19 protein-coding genes and 1 pseudogene are annotated in these 21,324 nt (G+C 39.0%); 6 read left to right on the top strand and 14 right to left on the bottom strand.

Features of this window, described 5'->3' with window-relative positions; genetic code table 11:
- Positions 1–84: 84 nt before the first annotated feature.
- From ACWODM_RS09495 to ACWODM_RS09480, 4 genes are all read left to right on the top strand, one after another.
- Positions 85–1,653: a PucR family transcriptional regulator gene (locus ACWODM_RS09495; protein WP_455321145.1), complete on the top strand. Its 1,569-nt coding sequence runs from the start codon at positions 85–87 to the stop codon at positions 1,651–1,653.
- Positions 1,646–2,461: an alpha/beta hydrolase gene (locus tag ACWODM_RS09490; protein ID WP_455321144.1), complete on the top strand. Its 816-nt coding sequence runs from the start codon at positions 1,646–1,648 to the stop codon at positions 2,459–2,461. Before ACWODM_RS09495 ends, ACWODM_RS09490 begins: the two co-directional genes overlap by 8 nt.
- A 79-nt stretch (positions 2,462–2,540) precedes the next feature.
- Positions 2,541–2,843, top strand: a complete 303-nt coding sequence (locus tag ACWODM_RS09485) for a hypothetical protein (RefSeq protein WP_455321143.1) — start codon at positions 2,541–2,543, stop codon at positions 2,841–2,843.
- Between the two features lie 260 nt (positions 2,844–3,103).
- Positions 3,104–3,211, top strand: a complete 108-nt coding sequence (locus tag ACWODM_RS09480) for a putative holin-like toxin (protein WP_455321142.1) — start codon at positions 3,104–3,106, stop codon at positions 3,209–3,211.
- 196 nt (positions 3,212–3,407) lie between these two features.
- Here ACWODM_RS09480 and ACWODM_RS09475 read toward each other — a convergent pair whose 3' ends face one another.
- From ACWODM_RS09475 to ACWODM_RS09440, 8 genes are all read right to left on the bottom strand, one after another.
- A complete protein-coding gene (locus tag ACWODM_RS09475) occupies positions 3,408–4,460 on the bottom strand; it encodes an aspartate-semialdehyde dehydrogenase (protein WP_455321141.1) in 1,053 nt (350 codons plus the stop codon).
- A 464-nt stretch (positions 4,461–4,924) separates the two neighbouring features.
- Positions 4,925–6,691 (bottom strand): glycoside hydrolase family 13 protein, encoded by a 1,767-nt coding sequence (locus ACWODM_RS09470; RefSeq protein WP_455321140.1) that lies wholly within the window; start codon positions 6,689–6,691, stop codon positions 4,925–4,927.
- Positions 6,692–7,736: 1,045 nt separating this feature from the next.
- Positions 7,737–8,564, bottom strand: a complete 828-nt coding sequence (locus ACWODM_RS09465) for a hypothetical protein (protein WP_455321139.1) — start codon at positions 8,562–8,564, stop codon at positions 7,737–7,739.
- A 7-nt stretch (positions 8,565–8,571) separates the two neighbouring features.
- Complete coding sequence (locus ACWODM_RS09460; protein ID WP_455321138.1) at positions 8,572–9,423, bottom strand: sugar ABC transporter permease; 852 nt, start codon at positions 9,421–9,423, stop codon at positions 8,572–8,574.
- Positions 9,424–9,427: 4 nt separating this feature from the next.
- Complete coding sequence (locus ACWODM_RS09455; RefSeq protein WP_455321137.1) at positions 9,428–10,720, bottom strand: ABC transporter permease subunit; 1,293 nt, start codon at positions 10,718–10,720, stop codon at positions 9,428–9,430.
- A gap of 85 nt (positions 10,721–10,805) precedes the next feature.
- Entirely contained in the window at positions 10,806–12,062 is a 1,257-nt protein-coding gene (locus ACWODM_RS09450) for an extracellular solute-binding protein (RefSeq protein ID WP_455321136.1), read from the bottom strand.
- An 11-nt stretch (positions 12,063–12,073) separates the two neighbouring features.
- Positions 12,074–13,810 carry a glycoside hydrolase family 13 protein gene (locus ACWODM_RS09445; protein ID WP_455321135.1) on the bottom strand — a complete coding sequence of 579 codons (1,737 nt, stop codon included), beginning with the start codon at positions 13,808–13,810 and terminating at the stop codon, positions 12,074–12,076.
- Positions 13,811–14,106: 296 nt separating this feature from the next.
- Entirely contained in the window at positions 14,107–14,565 is a 459-nt protein-coding gene (locus tag ACWODM_RS09440; RefSeq protein WP_455321134.1) for a MarR family winged helix-turn-helix transcriptional regulator, read from the bottom strand.
- Positions 14,566–14,725: 160 nt separating this feature from the next.
- On the opposite strand from ACWODM_RS09440, the gene ACWODM_RS09435 reads away from it, so the two are divergent.
- Positions 14,726–17,068 (top strand): ABC transporter ATP-binding protein/permease, encoded by a 2,343-nt coding sequence (locus ACWODM_RS09435; RefSeq protein WP_455321133.1) that lies wholly within the window; start codon positions 14,726–14,728, stop codon positions 17,066–17,068.
- Between the two features lie 42 nt (positions 17,069–17,110).
- Here ACWODM_RS09435 and ACWODM_RS09430 read toward each other — a convergent pair whose 3' ends face one another.
- The gene (locus tag ACWODM_RS09430; protein WP_455321132.1) at positions 17,111–17,590 is read right to left on the bottom strand and encodes a hypothetical protein; all 480 of its coding nucleotides are present in this window, start codon (positions 17,588–17,590) and stop codon (positions 17,111–17,113) included.
- Positions 17,591–17,717: 127 nt separating this feature from the next.
- Here ACWODM_RS09430 and ACWODM_RS09425 point away from each other — a divergent pair, with 127 nt between their 5' ends.
- Positions 17,718–17,996, top strand: coding sequence for an amphi-Trp domain-containing protein (locus ACWODM_RS09425; protein ID WP_455321131.1), 279 nt, complete (start codon positions 17,718–17,720; stop codon positions 17,994–17,996).
- Between the two features lie 32 nt (positions 17,997–18,028).
- On the opposite strand, the gene abc-f is transcribed toward ACWODM_RS09425, so the two are convergent.
- From abc-f to ACWODM_RS09400, 5 genes and pseudogenes are all read right to left on the bottom strand, one after another.
- Positions 18,029–19,591, bottom strand: coding sequence for a ribosomal protection-like ABC-F family protein (abc-f, locus tag ACWODM_RS09420; RefSeq protein WP_455321130.1), 1,563 nt, complete (start codon positions 19,589–19,591; stop codon positions 18,029–18,031).
- 89 nt (positions 19,592–19,680) lie between these two features.
- Positions 19,681–19,836, bottom strand: a complete 156-nt coding sequence (locus tag ACWODM_RS09415; protein ID WP_455321129.1) for a hypothetical protein — start codon at positions 19,834–19,836, stop codon at positions 19,681–19,683.
- Positions 19,837–19,903: 67 nt separating this feature from the next.
- Positions 19,904–20,533: a DUF421 domain-containing protein gene (locus ACWODM_RS09410; RefSeq protein ID WP_455321128.1), complete on the bottom strand. Its 630-nt coding sequence runs from the start codon at positions 20,531–20,533 to the stop codon at positions 19,904–19,906.
- 12 nt (positions 20,534–20,545) lie between these two features.
- Positions 20,546–20,995 (bottom strand): DUF3290 family protein, encoded by a 450-nt coding sequence (locus tag ACWODM_RS09405; RefSeq protein WP_455321127.1) that lies wholly within the window; start codon positions 20,993–20,995, stop codon positions 20,546–20,548.
- A gap of 178 nt (positions 20,996–21,173) precedes the next feature.
- Positions 21,174–21,324, bottom strand: a pseudogene (locus tag ACWODM_RS09400) (IS200/IS605 family transposase); the annotation flags it as partial.

Genomic DNA, 21,324 nt, shown 5'->3' with positions numbered 1-21,324 from the left:
ATTTTTTTCAAGTCCGATTACACTGGACAAAAGTCTAAAATTATTTTACATTTTTTATCCAAAAAGCGCAAAAAGGAGTACGCCATGAAAATTAGAGAATTAATGTCCTTGGAACTTTTTAAGAGCTGTAAATTGCTGACCAATGACATCGGATTAGAGAACGATGTTGATTCCGCAATGGTTCTCGAGGCTTTGGATATCGAAAACTGGAGTCGAAAAAACCAACTGATCTTGACTTCCTTTTACGCCTTTCAGGATCTTTCTGAAGCAGAGCTAACAGTTTTTTTTCAAAAAATGGAAAACTTGGGAGTCAGTGGTATTGTCGTTAAAATGGATCGTCTGATCACCATGATCCCCGATTGGCTGATCGCTTTATGCTTTCAGCACAACATCCCTTTGATCAAGGTCGAACAAGATGTTAGCTATGAAAAGATCATGCTGACGATCTACGAACCCCTACTCAACCATCAGGAGCATCTACTGCGAACCTATTACGATGTTCGCCAGCGTTTTACCAAGCTCGAACGAAATCAGCACTCGTTTAGCCAGATCATGGACACTTTTTATGAATTGATCGCTTTGCCTTGTTCGTTGAAGATCCCTGACCTAGAGATCACTGCCCAGTATGGTCCAAGCTATGAAGACTATCGCCTTTCAGAGAGCAATTACCTTGCAACGACTGAATTTACGAAGAATCATTATGAGCAGCAGCTTTTATTGTCTCCCGACGAGCAAACCAAGATTTCCACTCTGTCAGTCAAAATCCCTACACGTTTCAAGAATAGCTGTACGCTAACCGTCTTTTACGCCGATCGTATTGAAGAAGCACACATGATGATCCTTGAGAATGTGATCGATATTCTTTATGCCCGTCTGCAAACCGAATACCTGATCAAAAAAGACCGCTACGCCCGGCTAAATCATTTAGCAGATTCCCTCTTGCAAAATACACCTGCCAGCATGGACGAGTTGAACAGCCTGCTAGATGAAGCACAGATGAATCGCTATCCCTACTATCAAGGGCTAGCCTTTTCAGTTGACGAAAACAACGCCGAAAATGCTGATATTTTGCAAAAGCTAGCCTCTTTGAGAACGCCCAAAATCTTTTTTGAACACTATCACTACACTGTGATTCTCTACAATCTGAAAGAACCCGGAGAAAGGATTTCAAAAACAGACATTCAAAACATACTCAAACTCGACGCGTCCGTGAAAAGTAAAGCCATGATCTCGATCAGTCGAGTCAAAGAAAAACCCGCACTCAAAGATATCCTGCTGGAATGTTTGGATACGATTCGTTTCAACCAACAACTACAGATGGGAACCGTTCTTTCTGTCGACGAGCTGGGTCTTTTTCGATATTTTATGCAGGAAGATCAATCAGAACAGCTAGAGCTACTGATTCATGAGCCTTTAAAAAGACTGCAGCAAGACGAATCGGAGCTATTCCAAACACTGTACGCTTTCTTCCAAAACAACAGAAATTATAAAAAAACAGCAGAAGCCCTTTTTCTGCATCCTAAAACGATTCGTTATCGACTGAATAAGATCCAGCAATTGCTGATGATCGAGCAGACCAATCCCTTACAATTAGTCAATTTCGAGATTGCGACTTATTTACTCAAAGCTAGAAGGAGAGAAGCAAATGACTAAATTACTTACCTTATCTACCGGCCTCACTGTTTCGGTCATGGAAGCAGAAACCGAGGCAAAAAAATACATGCTTTATTTTCATGGCGGAGGTTTTGTCTACGGCAGTAAAAATGATCTGCCACAGGCGTTGGCACAGGTCTTTTTGGAAGTCGGCTATACGATTCTAGCCGTCGATTATCCACTGGCACCCAACCACTCCTTACAGGAGATTTTGGACACCAACCTTCGTACCTTCCAAGAATTGTACGAGAACGTTATTCAAGATACCCCCTTTAGTTTTTGCGGACGCTCTGCCGGTGGCTTTGCGATCCTTTCCTTGACGCAACAGCTTCTGGAAAAAAAAGGCCCCCTACCCGAGAAGCTAATCAGCTTTTACGGCTACTACGACCTAAAATTTCTTTCTACCCGTCGAAATGTTTCAAATCGGGTGATCACAGAGGAGATGATCCAAACCATCGATCAAACACAGCCTGTCTATGACGATCCTTTGCTGCAACGTTCCTTGCTGTATCTTTACGGTGTCCAGCAACAAAAATTGGCTGATTACTATCAGCTCGACAAGGACAATTCTGAGCGCTTTGCGATCGATCCGACGATACTGAAGCAGTTTCCTCCTACCTTCAGTACGGCCAGCACAACCGATACAGAGATTCCCTTCAAGTACAGCAAATCCTTGAAGCGGATGATCCCCAACAGCAAGTTTGTTCCTGTCTACGATCTGGCACACGATTTTCTAAAGCAACCTGAACATGAACAAGTCCAAAAGGTACTGCATCAGCTGCAAAGATGGTTGATCGATGAGCATTAAGATTTACCCTCTTTTCCTGTTCGATTATACTAATGATTACCATCAATAGGAACGGCTTGTCAACAAAAGAGGAAGTCAAATGAATCATGAGGTGTCGCTTGGTCTGAGAATTATTGCGGCGATGATTTTTATTTGTAATCGGGGTTCGTTTTCTGACCCTCAAAAGGTGCCAATCTTCTTTGGTGCGAGAAGCAAAAAACTGACTAAGCTATCAGAAAAAACACTGACCAGACGTTACAAAAATACGGAGATAAATCGGAAGAATAAGTTTCTTGCTTGGTATGTCATGGGTTGCTTTTTCTATAAATCGTATCTTGTTTATTTAGAGGATCTTTATCAGCTTTATCGAAAAGAAATGACTGTCCGAGGGTTGCTTGAATAAAAAATCTCTCGCGAAAGCAATCAAATTTCAACTTAGAGTAGCACCTAGCTTCTGGTTTTTGGCTGGGTACCGCTCTTTTTTAGATTCCTACTGAAACATTCTCTGAATAAGTTTTCATGAAATGAAATTTATTCACAATCTCTACTAATAATCATGGTATACTGTAACTAGCAGTAAAGTTTGTGACGGTGGCTAATCTTATTCGAGGTTGTGGTGCTTATGAAAATAAGTACTGAAATCTTTAGAAAGGAGACGCCTTTTTGTCAGTCGCTGAAGCGATAGGACTAATGATTGCGTTCGGTTCTTTTACCGCAACGATTATCTTTGGTATCCTATCCACAGTAAAAAATGACAAAAAAAAGAAATAACCGTCCTCTTTACCCAGGGCGACGATTATTTCTAGTAAATAATTAAACCTCGGTCACCGTCTTAAACGGTGCTTGCTAAGAGGGGTTGTTAGCGCAACTCCTCTTTACAATTCTATTATAGCCAATAAAGCAAAGAGACGTCAACCGTTATAATCAAATAAACAGTGTCTGACAATCGTCGGACACTGTTTATTTATTATACTCGAACTAGATCCATTGCGTGTAAGGTTTCTGCGATTTGTACAGAATTCCAAGCCGCTCCTTTTAACAAGTTGTCTGAAACGACCCATAGGTGGAAACCATTGTCGACATCCACATCTTTACGGATTCGTCCGACAAATGTCTCTTTTTTGCCAATGCTATTCAAGGCTTGTGGATAGATTTGTTGACTTGGATCATCCTCCAAAACCACGCCCGGTGCTTGTTCCATCAATTCTCGAATATCCGCTACTGTCAAAGCGGCTTTTGTTTCAATATAAACAGACTCGGAATGTCCGCTCGCTACAGGAATCCGGACACAAGTCGCTGAAACTTTGATCGCATCGTCTTCCATGATTTTCTTAGTTTCGCGAATCATTTTCCATTCTTCATAGGTGTAGCCTTCTTCCGCAAACACGTCGATTTGTGGTAAGGCATTGAAAGCCAATGGATAATGCTTTTTATCTCCGCCACATGGCAAGATCTCTGCAGTCAATTCTTCCACCGGCGTGCCATTCAAATAGGCTTGCGCTTGCTCTTCCAATTCGCGGATCGCACTCGCTCCCGCACCTGAGACTGCCTGATAGGTTGAAACGATCACACGATCCAAGCCTGCTTTTTGACGAATCGGCTCCAAAGCCACCATCATTTGGATCGTTGAACAGTTCGGATTGGCAATAATACCTTGATGTTGTTTCAAGGCTTCCTTGTTCACTTCTGGTACAACTAAGGGTACTGCTGGGTCCATGCGGAAATGACTGGTATTATCTACAACCACTGCCCCACGCTTCACTGCTTCTGGTGCAAATTGCTTGGAGATCCCTCCACCTGCACTGAACAAAGCGATATCTACATTTTCAAATGATTCGGGAACCAATTCCTCGATCACTAGCTCTTCTCCGTTAAAAGTCGCTTTTTTACCAGCTGAGCGCTTAGATGCTAATAATTTTACCTCTTTAATGGGTAGTGTCGTCTGCTCTAACATTTCGATCATTTTTGTGCCGACTGCACCTGTAGCTCCTACAACTGCAATACGATATCCTGAATCCATCTAAACAACTCCTTCAATAATTTCAAACATTTTCATCATTCTATCATATTTTCCCCAAATTTCTAGCATTCTTCCTCAATTTCTTTTTTCGACCCACCAATATTGTCGGTTTTTTTCAAATAAAAACTGTGTTATTTCTCATATTTTCCTGTCAAAAATCGCTTATAGTCTTTTCTGAAAACATTTATCCGTTTATGAGAGTCTTTTCATTTTTTAGTTTTATAACAACGCTTTTTTAGTTAAAATGAAGATTCCACAAATATATTTGGACGATAATTAAAAATATGTTTAAAAATCCAAGGTTTTTATTTGTGAAAATCCCTTTTCATGTCTATAATTAAGTTAAGAAGAATTTTGGGGAAGATTCTTCGCAACGTGTATAGGAACTTATTCCTATTAGTGATGAAAGATAAAGGAAACAAGGACATTGCGCCCTTGCTTCCTTTATCTTTTTTTAACTATTGTTATTTTTCAACCATTAAGACAAAACCTTTCGGCGCTACATCGACAACAGTTTCTGTTTCTGTTGCTAAATTAGCAAAGATGACTTCACCAACTTTATCAGCAGAAATTGCTGCACCCCCGGTATTGAACACAGCTCTCAACAGAACGCCATCCAAATAGCGTTCTATAATAATAACACCTGATTCTTCTGTCACTTGTTTCCAGTGAACAGCCCCTTCAGACAAAATCTTTTGATTCGCTCTTCGCACATGGATCAGTTCTTTAACAAACTGATGCAGCTGAAGATCTTGTTTTTCTTTTTCCCACACCATACACTTACGGCAGTCTGGATCCATCCCACCAGTCATCCCGATTTCGTCTCCATAGTACAAGCATGGTACACCTGATTGAATATAAGTGAACGCCATGACTTGTCTCATCAAGTCTTTATCTTCTTTGGTTTCTGTCAATAGACGCGGGGTATCATGAGAGTCCAGAACATTGAATTGCATTTGATTTGTCTGATCACGATACAGCATCAGTTGATTATTCATTTCTGAAACCATTTTACTCATAGTAATTTCTTTTTTTACAAAATAGCCCATGATTGCATCTGTAAAAGCATAGTTCATGACAGCGTGAAATTCATCTCCCTGCAACCAGCTTTGGGAAGAGTGCCAGATTTCACCTAAAATATAGAAATCTTCTTTGGCCTCGTCACAGACTTGACGGAATTTTTTCCAGAAGGCATGATCCACTTCATTTGCCACATCTAAACGCCATGCATCGATATCAAATTCTTCGATCCAGTAGCGTGCTATATTCAATAAATATTCCTGTACTTCTGGATTGGCTGTGTTCAATTTCGGCATATGCGGCGTAAATGCAAAGACATCATAAGTGATGTTTGTTGCTTCTTCAAAGAAGGAACCCTCTTTATAGCTGGCTGGAAACTCATTGACATGAAACCAGTCAGCATATTTTGAATCTTCACCATTCTCTAAAACATCTTTCCATTGCGGTGACGTATCTCCCATATGATTGAATACAGCATCCAGCATGACTTTAATGCCCCGTTTGTGGCATTCATCGACTAATTTTTTAAATGTCTCAGCATCACCAAAAGCTGGATCGATTTTTAAATAATCGATTGTATCGTATTTGTGATTGGAATATGCTTCAAAAATCGGACAGAAATATAACCCGTTGATCCCCAGATCTTCAATGTAATCCAAATGATCGATCACACCTTGCAAATCACCACCAAAAAAATCTTTATAGCTAGGATCTTGGGATCCCCACGGTAAAGTACCTTCTGGATCATTCGATGAATCACCGTTTGCAAAACGTTCAGGAAAAATTTGATACCAGACTGTTTCTTTGACCCATTCTGGTGATTTGAAACGATCGATTTCTTGGAAGAAAGGCATTCTGAAATAGTTATTAGGCATTTCCAAATATTCTTCTGTTGCTGGATAAACACCATGATCACCATAAAAAACGGAAATTCCATCGTGTCCCTCCAATTGAAATGCATAGGATAGACGTTTGAATGGTGCAGTAACTTCCACAAACCAGTAATCATACAAGTCAGTCGTTAGAGTTTGAACCATTTGCAGTGGTTTAGTATACCATTTTTCTTTCCCTAATAAATAAGGATCTCCGTGAAGCAAGGCTATTGCCCGTGCATCTCCTCGTGCAGTTCTTAGACGAATATGCATTGTTTTTGCATCATATAAATAAGCAAATTCACTTTCAGGACGATGATAAATTGCAGCTGTGTTCATACGTTTGATTCTCTCCTTTGTTGTTTTATCTCTTCACTATTATCCCATAAAAAAATTAGACTTTCAAGAACTATACAGCAATCGGTTGCATAAGTTATTTTAACGTTATTAAACAGATTATTCGGGTTAAACTAAAAACAAAGGCAATCGATTGCTTTTTGGTTTTTTCAAATTTTTATCCTAACTCTCAGCCTTTGGACCTCTATTGTCGTTGACTCTACTGGATCCGACAGGTACGTGCTGTATTTTCACTAAAAATCTTGATATTCTTAATCAATTATAGCTACTTTGGACATGTTTATATTTTCTGTTTCTTCCTTCCATTAATTTTATCTCACAGGGATCAATCAACAATTGGGCTCATTCCTCTCCCCCGTAGCAGTAGGTAATATGAGAATGGGATTTTCTATATTACCTATGTTATAAAGTTCTTTTGCCAGTGTTAGCGTATAGTCTTATTACTTCCATATTTCTTACAGTTTTGTTCACTTTTTTAAGTGTGATTTTAAAAAATATAGACGCTATAAGCAGGCCTATAATTATTTATTATGGATTTATTTCAATACAAAATACCCCACTTACTAGTTATACTCTATTTAAAATATATCTCCTTAAGCTATCTGGATTCATACTCAATTATAACAAAATCACAATCATTCATGGATAATTCAACACCTTTAGTTGAAAGCATCTATATTTTCCTGATTTCTATAATACTGTGTGCAGCAACCTGTTTTTATATAAACAAAAATAATACTTAGTAAGGTTCTAAGCGAAAATTTAATGAAAGAAAACACTTGGTTAGACAATAACTATGTTCTTCCTTGTTTTAATATTGTAAGAAAGTTATAAAATAGAGTCTATTTATCTTTCTCTGATAGTGCTCTATTTCAACTGAAATTTGGCTAAGAAGCTTCCTTACAATTTAAGCGTTACACATACAATGTATACTAAAAACAAAAAAGCAGAAAAATACCGACTACCGATATTTTTTCTGCTTTTTGTATAGGATGAACTTCATTCGAATTTCCCTACTGAATATAGATTAATGCAAGCTTTCTTCAACTTCAGCCTGACTACGTACTTGTTTAAAGCGTGTTTTTACAAACAAGAGAATGGTCATCACTACTAACCATAAAGATTGGACGCCAAAGAGAATAAATATATCCGTTGTCAAAAAGCCAATCAAGGTTGCCAGAAGAACACCCCCACTCATCAATGCTAGAGCTAGCGTCAAGCTTTCTTTAAATGTTTTGATTGCTGAAGTTCGTTTAGTTAAATAAAACAAAACGGACACACCGATGATCAACATTCCATTCATTGAAAGAAGGATCATCCCAATATTAACGACTCGCGACAAAAAGATCGAAGCAGCATTTTGCTGATAGATTGCTGTTTGCAATGCCTCGTATACAGGCTCCTCTCTTAAATCCTCAATAAACGTGTCAGTATAAATCAAACGAATCCCATGAAACCCTTCTGTTCCTTCAATCGTCAAATCAACAAAATCCTGTTCAAAATTCATTCCCATTTTGTTATCTGATCTTCCATCAGATACATTTATTCCTATAAAGAAAGTCGCACTTTCTGTTAGAATAGTTGTTTCATCAGTTACCAAACGCCCCTCCAAAAAGTTCAACTGATTGATTTTTGATGCTACTGGTTCACTCACTGAGAATTCTTGCGGGAGAATATCATCTGCCAACTCTACGCCACGCTGAGAAATCCCCAATGACAAAGGAATCAGCAGTAATGATTGAATAAAAACAAAGACCAGCACTAACTGTACCCAGTTGATTTTACTCCTGATCGAAAAAATTTTTTCTACTGAAAAAATCGAACGAAAAAAATTTATTGGAAAATGTTTGTCCATTGTCTATCTAACCTTTCGTACCTCCGGATGTCAACCCTGAAACAAAGTTCTTTTGCAAGAAGAAGAACAGAATCACGATCGGAAAAGAAATTAATATCGCACCTGCAGCGAACAGCGCTACACGCTGATTACGCGCATCACTAATGAATGTTTGCAAGCCAACTGCTACAGTGATTTTTTCTGGTGATCTCAATAAGAAACGAGCCAACATAAAGTCCCCAAACGGTCCCATAAACGCCCACAATGCTTGAACAGCGATCATTGGTCGAACAAGCGGCGTTACGATTTGAGCAAAAATTCTAAAGTGTCCTGCACCATCTAATTTAGCTGATTCATCCAAGTCGATCGGGACAGTATCAAAGTATCCCTTCATCAACCAGGTATTCATTGGGATCGCTCCACCGATATAGATCAGCGTCAAGAACCAGAAACGATCCAATCCGCCCGATAGCAATGCCATAACAAAGAAGGCTGTCAAAGCTGCCATTGTCGGCACCATTTGGATGATTAAAAACATGACCAAACTTTGCTTTCTACCTGCAAAACGATAGCGACTAAATGTATACCCTGCCAATGTTACGATAATAACTTGAATAATCATGGTGCTCACTGCAACAATCAGTGTATTTTTATACCATTGCGGATACAACGTATCCTGGAATAAGCGACGGAAATTTTCCAGTGTCCATCCTGAGCTAAAATCTAGACGAAAAGCCATCATATTTCCTGGTTTAAACGCTGAAGTGACTGTAATCAAAAGAGGATAGATAACAATGATGGACATTAGAATCAAGAATCCATATGTTCCAATCTGACCGAGCAGTTTTTTTCTTTTTTCTGATGAGTATTTTGTCTTCATAAGCCTAATCCTCCATATTGAATGCATTGGTACGTTTAAACACAAACATTGAAATACCAATAACGATTGCTGAAATCATCAATGTTACGGCTGCGGCAACCGAATACTGAGGTGAACCGCCTGTAGTCAACTTATAAATCCAAGAAATAAGGATATCTGAGTTTCCGGCGTTATTTCCTAGACTGCCCGGCCCTCCTTCATTGAACAGGTAAATCATTGAGAAATTATTAAAGTTTCCAGTATATTGCGTAATGAATGTTGGTGCTGCTACTAAGAAAATAGAAGGCAATGTGATATTTCTAAAGCGTTGGATCGCATTGGCCCCATCCATTTTAGCTGCTTCGTACAAATCTTCCGGAATTGACTGTAGAATACTTGTGACCATTACATAAATATACGGAAATCCTAGCCATCCTTGAATCATAATAATCGCTGTTTTCGTCCAAAATGGATCTGTTTTCCAAGCGAGTGCAGGAATATCGACAAATGGTAAATGATTTAAAAACGGAATAACCTGAGTGTTGATAGCCCCAGCTGTATCGTTAAAAATATTTGAGAAACTCATAATCGTGATAAACGCTGGTACCGCCCATGGTAGTAAGAAAATCGTTCCAAAAACACGTCGGAACTTAATAAATTTTTGGTTCGCGATTACGGCTAAAAACACACCTAAAGATACTTGCAAAGTAGTAGACAACACTGTCCAAATGATCGTCCATGAAAATACTTTTCCAAAAGTTGCTCGGTAAGAAGCTAAAGTAAAGATGTTTTTAAAATTATCAAAGCCTACCCAGTCGATCAAACTTGCTGGTGGAATATGTCGAAAATCATAGTTTGTAAATGCCATAAATAATGTCACTAACACTGGAAAAATAATAGAAACGGTCATAACAAAATATGCTGGAATAGTTAATAAATAAGCAAAGCCATTCTCATAAATATTAGACACGGTTTCTTTAATAGTTATGTTAACTTTCTGACCTTCTTGCCAAGCCTTTGCTATTTTGTTTGCATCTCGAATATTCAGTCCCCAAAACAGTAAAAAGATGACTGTAACGATGATTTGCAGCGTCCCGTTGATCAGTAAGAATAGCGAATGATCAACCATAGGAGTTGTTCCAAGTGTAATAAAATCTTGAAAAGCTCTGATTCCAAATTGTAAAAGTTCAATAATAAAACCAGCTGTGATCGCTAAAAAGACGATTCCTTTCCAAATCTGACGGTTATAGATTTGGCCAAGTCCTGGAATAATTGACAGAAGCATAGCTACTTTAGGATTTTTTTCTGTTGTTTTCATTTTTTCACCTTGCTTTTCTCTTAAAGTTTCTCATATAGAGGAAATTGGGAATAAGCAATTATTCCCAACTCACTCTGTATAAAAATTAATATTTCTGTTCGATCGATTCTTCGATAGTAGCTACTGCATTATCTGCTGCTTCTTGCGGTGTCATGTTTCCAGAACCAGCGTCAAACAGCATGTTTTGTCCGCCAGCCCAAACTTCAGCCATTTCTGGAATATTAGGCATTGGTTCAGAAACTAAATATTGTTCAACGACTGCTTTTGAAACTTCATCATCAGAAGCTAAGATTTTATCCTGTGAAGCGCTGTTCGCTGGAACTTCAGAACGCATTTCATACAATTTGTCTTGATTTTCTTCAGATGTTAAGTAGGTAATAAATTCCTGAGCTAGCTCTTTGTCTTTTGCAAAATTGCTTACGACCCAGGCTTTACCGCCACCGAATGAAGTATATTCATTGCCATTTTTCAATGTTGGGATTTTAGCAACACCAAAGTTGACACCTGCTTCTTGATATGCATTTGCATCCCAAGGTCCACTGATAACTGCTGCTGTCTTGCCTGAAGTGAAGTAATCTGTGATCAAGTCATTATTGGCAGTCACGTCTAACATTCCGGCTGGCCAAACATTTTGGAACCATTCAGTAGCATAAGCAATACCTTCTACTGCCCCTGCGTTATTCAAGCCCACATCTTGTGGATTTGTACCATCTTCGCCGAAGATATATCCGCCATAGCCTGCTAATAAGCCATAAGTGAAATACAAGTCAGTCCATTTTGCCAAAAAGCCAAGATTGTAGTCTCCTTCATCATAGGCTGCATCTTGCGATAATGTTTCTAAATCAGCAAATGTTTCAGGTGCTTCAGAGATCAAATCCTGATTGTAAAATAGAACCAAAGTCTCCACTGTTGCAGCTTGTCCATAAACTTTATCGTCTACGACCACTTGACGTTGATTGATCTCACTGTAACGATCATCATCTGGTAGTTCGATTTCAGCTAAATATCCTTGTGCACCGCCTTGTCCTACTCTGTCAAATGGAGACATTGTTACATCTGGTCCTAAGCCAGCGGGACCATCCAGAGATAACGCATCCATTTGCTCAAACATATCTTTTTCAGTAACTTTTACTTCTACTCCATGCTCTTCTTCAAAAGCACCTTTTACCTCATTGATATAGTTAATATAGTCTGGCCCGACAGAAATATCCAGAACCGTTGTATCGCTTCCTCCACCTGCAGCATCAGATGAATCTGTTCCTCCGTTGCCACAAGCCGCCAAAGCCATTAATGATACTGCTGATAAACCTATAAAACCTGCTTTTTTCCAATTCGATTTCATTCTAATTCCCCCTAAATTTCTTTCAAAATCAGATAGCTAAATTCTTTCATTTCAATAATTTTTCTTAATGAGACTGTTTTACCGCTGATCAAGTCAGTAAATTGCCCTCCTTCCATCTCATTTGGTAGAACAATCTCGTTATTGCCATGCGTGTTAAAGATAAAGTAAATGTCCTCATTTTTAGATGTTTTCTTAAAAATGACTGCATGTTCTTCTGTTAGCAAAAATTCATATGCTCCTGCATATCCGAATCCAGGATATCTTTTTCTCAATTCAATTAATTTTTTGATATTACTTATAGGCAAGGTCTTATCCCATGTCATACATCGTCGGTTATCCGGATCATCATGACCTTCCAAATAAATTTCACTACCGTAATAGTAGCAAACAGAACCTGGTGTACTAGCCAGTAAAGCAAAGCACATGTCCACTTTTCGATGGTTGCCACCTGCTTGTGTAGTGATTCGCGGAGTATCATGACTATCCAACAGTGTCATCATGCCGGCATTTTGTTTTTTTGTATAACGAGTATAAGCATTGACAAACTGCTCTACAAAATCTTTTCCGTTGATTCGGTCTGTCGCAATCCATTCTTGAATCGGTTTTGCTAACTGATAATTCATGATGCCGTCAAATTGATCGCCATTCAGCCATGCGCTACTGTCATGCCAAATTTCACCACAAATATACGCGTCTACTTTGGCTGCTTTCACTGTTTTTCTAAATTCACGCCAGAATTGATGATCGATCTCATTGGCAACATCCAATCGCCAGCCATCAATATCTGCTTCCATAATCCAGTATCTTGCAATAGACAACAGATATTTCTTCACTTCTGGGTTGTTTGTATTCAGTTTTGGCATATGATAGGAAAAATTCAAGTAGGAATCCCCTTCAAAATAGAACCAGTCATAGTATTTCGATTTTTCTTTTTTAGCCATAGCGTCTTTGAACTGATAGGAAGTCCAACCAATATGATTGAAGACAGCATCAAGCATGATGCGGATACCTAATTTATGTGCCTTATCCACCAGTTCGCGCAGTTCTTCTTTGGTACCGAAACAAGGATCTATCTCAAAATAATCTTCAGTATCATATTTGTGCGAAGTCGGTGATTTAAAAATCGGTGTCATGTAAATGCCCGAGATCCCCAAATCAGCTAAATATGGAAGTTTATTAATGATTCCTCTTAGATCTCCTCCATAAAATTCATGCTCTCCTAGAGTAGAATTGCTGTCGCTTGACCATGGATGAACCTTCTCAGGATCATTCCTTGCCTCTCCATTAGCATATCGCTCCGGAAAAATTTGATACCAGACTGTTTGTTCAACCCATTGCGGTGCCAAAAAAATGTCCGTTTCATGAATATAGGGAAATGCAAAATAACTGTTGATATCATTGGCAATAAATGGATCTTCCGGTGAGAAAAAACCTCGTTCAGTATAGATTGATTTTGTTTGATCGTCTTCCAATAAAAAACCATACCGCGCTTTTGAATCATGCGGCTTAGCCTCTACAAACCAATAGTCGTAAAGTTCGGTTGAAAATTCTTTTTTCATTGGGATATTTTTCTTTTGCCATAGATAGACACCTTCATCATTAGGAATCCAGCCATCTTCGTGATTGATCTGCAAGGTAACGGTTGTTAAGTCGTCTCGTTTGCTTCTTAAACGAAAATGTAAAGTTTCATTATCAAAGGCATAGGCAAAATTACTTTTTGATTTATGATAGATTGCTTGTTTCTCCATGAAATTCCTCCCGTACTCGAAAGGACGCTTAGTAAGAGTTTCTAAAGCATAACCTTTCTTCAAAACTAATTATGCAACCGTTTGCTAAAATAGTCAAGAAGAAAATATATTTTTTTTAATCTTCCACCTAAATATTGATAATCAGCCTGATTTTCCAACTGAAAAAGAGAAAATAATTGAAAAAAAGGAGAAAAACCTCATTTGCAAGATACGAGGAAGTGCTTTAGATGATGCAACCGATTGCTGCAAAAAAATAAAAAACAAGTTCTCATTTAAAGAACTTGTTTTTCACAAGGTCAGTCTTTTAAACTTTTATATTTATATAAAACAGCAAGCGCATCTGCCAAATGGTGACGAATCGTTTCATAATCTTGCTCTGATAAAACAGAAAGTGTTCCTTTTAATTTCTCTTTAACTTGTTCTTCTTTTTGCTTGAACAATGCCTTGCCTTCTGCAGTAGTGAATACATTGACGATCCGGCGATTGGCGGCATTATTCTGACGTTTCACAATGTACCGTTTTTCAAGATCTGCGATCCAGCGACTGATTTGTACTTTGGACGTTCCTACCTGGTTAGCTAATTCTGTCATAGTGATCCCTTCATGAGTAGCAACGATCAAAACGATCAAAACATCCATTTTAGTTAATTTTAAATCTTCCAAATTTGTATCCAGATCTTGAAAAATAAGCTGCCTCATAAAAGCATAAATTTCTGTAAAAACAGAGATATCTAATGCGGATGATTGTTTGTCCATCTGTCTCCCCCATTTCAAGTATAGTTTAAAATAAATTCACAAAACTATCAAATGTTGATTGTTGATTTTTGTTAACTGTTATGATAAGTTTGAAAATGACTTTGAAAGTTAGGGATCTCACAGTTTATTTGGTAAATTTAAAATAGAGAAGAGTGTATCCATGTTAGAAATAAAAGACATAAAAAAATACTATCTGGTCGGCAATACAACGACCAAAGCCCTTGATGGTGTTTCTGTTGCTTTTCGGAAACAAGAATTTGTTGCCATCTTAGGCCCCAGCGGTTCTGGGAAAACCACGATGTTGAATGTGATTGGCGGTTTGGACAATTACGATTCTGGAGACATGGTGATCAACGGCAAGTCCACCAAAACATTTAAAGATGGTGACTGGGATGCCTACCGAAACAATTCGATCGGTTTTGTTTTTCAAAGTTATAACCTGATCAGTCATCAGGGTATCATTGACAATGTTGAACTAGGTATGACGCTCAGTGGTGTCTCTAAAGCTGAAAGGCGTCAAAAAGCTGAAGACGCATTGATTCGTGTTGGATTGAAAGATCATATGAACAAGCGTCCCAATCAGTTGTCTGGCGGGCAAATGCAGCGGGTAGCGATTGCTCGCGCTTTAGCTAATGACCCGGATATTTTACTTTGTGACGAACCAACCGGTGCTTTAGACTCCGAAACAAGTGTCCAAATCATGGAACTGATCCAAGAGTTATCCAAAGAAAAGCTAGTCATCATGGTTACTCATAACCCAGAATTAGCACATCAATATGCAGATCGCATCATTGAATTTTCAGATGGACGTATTCAGACTGACTCTCATCCTCATATCGAAGGAAAAAAGAAAGACCAATTCGATTTGAAGCATACAAAGATGAAATTCACGACTGCCTTGCGTCTATCTTTCAATAATATTCGGACAAAGAAAGGACGTACTTTCTTAACTTCCTTTGCCTCCAGTATTGGGATCATTGGAATAGCCATCGTCTTATCACTGTCTACTGGTTTCCAAAAGCAAATTGATAACACGCAATCAGAAACTCTAGCACAATTTCCGATCACGATTTCGCAAGTAACTACTGATCAGGATCCAGAAAATTTTGAGAATCGTTCAATAAAAGGTACTTTCCCGGACACGAAAGAAGTCACGGCAAAAATCAGCGACACTGATCGGGCACAGCATATCAATAATATCGATGAAGATTTTGTTGAGTACGTACAAAATATCGATCCCGAATGGAGCAACAATATCGGTTATACTCGGCTGGTGAATATGAATCTGCTGCGGGAAATCGATGGCGCGATCGAACCTGTTAAATTTTCAAATGATTCGGCTGAGGGCAGTCAGGCAGGCTCAATGATGAGTATGATGGCTGCTCAAACTGGTGTAGGCGTTTCTTCTTTTCCCCAACAATTAGATGAAAACAAAGGGAATTTTTTGAAAGATAATTATACCGTTCTTGAAGGAAGTTATCCTGAAGATATTCATGACGTTGTCCTAATCGTTGACAATAATAACACAACAAATATCAATGCTTTGACAAACTTAGGTTTCGATGTGAGTGACGGCGACACTATTCCTTTCTCTGAAATCGTCGGGACAAAAATTACGCTGACCTACAACAATGCCTATTATACCGAATTGCCTACAGGAAACTTCATTCCAAATCAGGATCTGGAAGAAGTCTACAACAATTTGGACAATGAAGAATTAATCATCTCTGGTGTGTTGCGAATCAAAGACTCTTCAACAATGGATTTATTGTCTCCTGGATTTGCATACAGTGACACTTTAGTTCAACAAGTAATAGATGCCAATGCTGAATCTGACATTGTTCAGGCGCAGGAAGACAGTGAAGTAAATGTGATGACGAACGAAATCCTAGATAGTTCTGAGAAAGAAAATTTCCTTGACTATCTAGGAGGCAGCCCAATTCCTTACAGCATTATGATCTATCCAAATGATTTTAAGGCAAAAGATCTGGTTTTGGATTATTTAGATAAATACAATGAAGGCAAAGATAAAGAAGATCGAATCATTTACAGTGACCTTGCAGGTACAATGACTCAATTGACAGGCGGTCTGATGGATGCAATCACCTATGTATTGATTGCTTTTGCAGGAATCTCTCTTGTTACGAGCATGATCATGATTGGAATCATCACCTATACTTCCGTTCTCGAACGCACCAAAGAAATCGGTGTCCTGAAAGCTCTGGGTGCACGTAAAAAAGACATTACCCGTGTCTTTGATGCCGAAACCGCGATCTTAGGTGTAGCTTCCGGTGCATTGGGTGTCTTGATCGCTTATCTGGCGACCTTCCCAATCAATGCGCTATTGTATAACCTGACCGATCTGGAAAATGTCGCTACCCTTGATCCTCTTCACGGTTTAATACTGATCCTGATCAGCACCGTCTTGACGATGATTGGCGGACACATTCCTGCTCGAATGGCAGCTAAAAAAGATGCCGCCATCGCGCTTCGTGCCGAGTAATAGCAAAAGAAAGCAGCCTCGAAAAAAATTCGAGGCTGCTTTTTATTCATCGATACTGACTCGTAATTCGTACTCATTGCCACTTTCATCAATCAAACGTTTGCTATTTTGCTCGTCCATTCGAAAGGTCTTTTCGAAATCTTTTCCCTGCAGACGGACTTCTTTTTTCGATTCATCGATCGTGATTTTCCCCTTCGAAACTGTTTTTTCCAATCCTAGATTGGTTCCTTCCACGGTCAATGCTTCTTCGGGAAATTCCTGCTGTAGCTCTTGAAGAATGGCTGTTTCTTGCTCTGACTGCTTCTCCGCTAGTTTACTTGGCTCCCTGTTCCAATTGATCAGATAACGGTAGCGCTTATCAACAAACCATTCGCCGTCCTCCAGAATATACAAAGAAGTAAATTGATGACTGTCTGGCGCTGACAGTATTTGTTGGATCGCAGCGGAGGTCACTTGATTCGACGAGCACGCACTGAATACAAAAATCCCCAGTAGACCGATCAAACACCCGATTTTTCTCATGATTGATTTCCCCCTTTTTCTTTATCTGACGTTTCTACTTAAAAAAAGTTGCACTTTTTTCTAAACTTTAAATGACACACGTTGTCAGTTATAATTAAGTTAATAAATGAACAAGGAGGTTTTTCCTATGCGTGATTCAAACAAACCCGTAACAGAAGTCTTGATCGACCACGAAGAAAAACAAACACTTGTCACATTTGCTACTACCTTGGAAACAATAGCCAAAAAACTAAAAGACGAAGGACACTTCAACTTCGTTCAAGGGACCGAGACCATTGCTGTCACCCCGACCGAACAAATCGTTGCTGAGTACAAATACGAGAAAAAAGGCGAAAAACATTCTTTCGAAATCGAATTAGAATGGTATGAAGGACAGAAAGCACACAAAACGATGTCTATCGAATAAAGGAAGGAACGGTCGACGTTCCTTCCTTTTTCTTATTTTTTGTGAATCATCTGATGCTCAATGACCAACTGTTGTTGAAAGTGCTTCTCTAAAAAATAGCGATCATGGGTAACAGTAAGTAGTGTTCCTGTAAACTTTTCAAGTAAGTCCTCGATTTCTTCTCGAACATAAATGTCCACATGATTAGTCGGTTCATCCAAGATCAGTAGGTTGATCTTTTCTTGCAAAAGTTTCAATAAATACAAGCGGACCTGCTCTCCTCCCGACAGATCTTGTATGCGTTTGGCAACATCCTCACTGTAAAAACCAAACTGGGCTAATGTTTGACGAGCCTTTTGCTCTTCCGGTAAAATTTCTCTCGTGTATTCGATCAAACGTTGTGTTGGTTGTTCAAAAACTAATTGTTGTGGGAGATAGCCCATCTTGATACTGGCACCTAGTCGTATCTTTCCTTCATCCAAAGACAGTTCTCCTAAAATCAGTTTCAGCAATGTTGATTTTCCTGAACCATTTTCTCCTAATATCGCTACTCGTTCGCCTCGATAAATAGCAAAGGAACTGTCTGTAAATAATAGTTTATCTCCTTGTATTTTACCTATCTGATCAGCCAAGATCACTTCTTTCCCTGATCGCTGCGCCTGTTGAATTTTTTGCAGCCTTTTTTTCGGTTCAATGGGTGCTTTGATAACTGTCATCTTTTCAATCCGACGTTCGATTTCCTTCGCTTTTTTAAAGAACGCCTCATTGTCTCCTTCATTGCCCCACTGACGATAACGGCGAATCATCGCTCGCAATCGATGAATCTCTTTTTGCTGCAGCTCATAATTTTTACTCAATTCAGCGATCCGAACTTTTTTCTGTTTCAAATAATACGTATAATTTCCGGCATAATTGATGATTTTCCCATCTTCGATCTCAACGGTGCGCTGGGTGACCTGATCCAAAAATGTCCGATCATGGGAGATCACAACAAAGGCTTTTTTGGTCGTCTTCAAAAAATTCTCCAACCACTGAATCCCTTTCAGATCCAGATGATTGGTTGGTTCGTCCAACAGTAGAACATCGTTGTCTTCAACCAGGACTCTCGCTAACTCGACTCTCACGCGTTCACCACCACTCAGATCATACAGACTCGTCTGTTCTTGCTGTCCAAGCCCTAATCCTTTCATCACTGTACGAATCCGGTCCTCCAATTGATAACCGCCCTTTTCTTCAAATTGCTGTTGCAAATTGCCGTACAGAAAAAGATTCCGTTCCAATTCTTCCTCAAGATCTGCCATTTTTTGTTCATATCTATGCAGCTGCTGACGAATGTTTTCTAGTTCCTCAAAACTTTGGTAAATGTATTCAAACGACGTGTATTCACTAAAAAGCAATTTTTGGGGAACCCAACCGATCCTCAACCCTTTTTTATAACTGACTGTTCCTTGATCGATTCCTTCTTTTCTCAATAAAATTTGAAGAAGTGTGGTTTTTCCAGTACCATTTTGTCCGATCAAACCGATTTTTTCCTGTGGATCGATCACAAAGTCTAATGCTTCAAAAAGCGGAGTCCCGCTAAAATTTTTATGGATCTTATTGGCTTGAATATACATATTTCTGCTCCTTTAAGACCACTCAAAAAGGCCATGGACATCCATGACCTTTTGTTATTTTATTTATCTGAATTACTCACATAAACAGGCTAAACATACTGAATGGTCATTGATTTTGTTTTTATTTGACTGTTTTTAGATACACTTGTCCCCTGAACAGTCTTCGTAAAACCAATCGCATGACTAAAGCTGATATGATATCTTTGATAATCATTAGTTGTTGTTATATTAGTCAAACGTCCCATTGCAGTTGTCCCTCCTCCTTGTTGTTGATTCAATTTCAATTATACAGAATCAAAATTAAAAAAACAATCAATACTCATAGAGTTTAATATCACCGGAAATATATTCTCCTAAATAAATCTCTGAGATTTCTTTGTCTGACTGCTCCTGTACTCTTTCGATCAACCAAGACTCGTCTTTGTTAATAATATCCAGCAAGTCTTCATTGATCTGTCCATCGACGATGATCGGGTAGCGAATGTTTTCATCCCCTTGCTCAATGATCGTCAGCTGTCCGTTCTGCTCGAGGACGGCGCGCTTGACCTTGGAAACCTCATAGACACCGTTGCTTCTCAGCTTGAACATCAAATCGTTGGCAGAGATCCCATGTCTCATACAAGTAGCGATATCGATCTTGCCATTGTGGATCAAGGTCGTGGGCTTGCCGTCAATGATACCTTTGATGATCCGATTGTGTTCTTTGGCAAATTTAACGATCAAAACCAAGGTCGTCCAAACGATCAGCACCAAGACAAACTGTAAGACAGTAATTGCTTCATTGTAGATAACTCCACCGATAATGCCCCCTAGAACATAGTTTTGCACCTGATCCATCGCTGAAGAAGGGGCCAGATTGCCTTTTCCCATAATATTGATCTGAGCAATCAAACATAGAATACCTAAGGCTAATTTGATAATGATTGGATTGTATAAATTCATCTCTTCCCTCCTCTATTCCACGATCGTTACATTCGTATTGACTAAGTACGTAGGTTCCAAACGAAACGAATTGCGGTCGTTGCTCAGGTGAAGCACGTAATACTTCTCATCGATCAAGAACAGCGTCTCATCTGTCAAGCTTAAATTGTTGATGTAAACCTGACCCACTGCCACATCGAGCTGGTCAGCCACCATATGTAAAAAACCGACCATCTGGGAATAGCTCTCATCTTGGGCTTCCGCCTGTTGGTACTCCGACACCTGCGTCCCGATCAAAAATAGTAAACTTAGAAATAAAATCAAACTCAAATCACGGTATTTTGTCTGAATTCTAAAACGCAAATAACGGACAAAGACAAATACGAAAAAGATCAAGACTACAAAAATGATCACGTATTTGATGATGTCATGGATCGTTCCTCGATTCTCCAGATAACTGATTCCGTAAAAATTCATCGCCATTTTTTCACCTCATTTAAATACTTCTCTTTTAGTGTACTGAAATTCAAGGTTTTAGCAAGTAATTATCCACCCGTGAAAACGGGTGGCTTTTTATCACCTCTAGAAGAGGTCGCCATTCGCTGCCCCTTAAAAGGAACTTTTTCAAAGATTGCCAACCGCTCATCGCTCGCCTCTTTATTTATTTCCTACTTTTGAATGGGTTCACGTACTCTCTTTTACTTATACTATCTCTTATGCGATCCTCTGCTTCTTGTTCTCGAATATATTTTTCAATCGTCTTTTGATTTAATCCCACCGTGCTTACATAGTATCCCTTAGACCAAAATGAC

It is taken from the genome of Enterococcus olivae (assembly GCF_053760925.1).
Note: the sequence above shows the minus strand (reverse complement) of the source record. Positions and strands in the feature narration are given on the sequence as shown.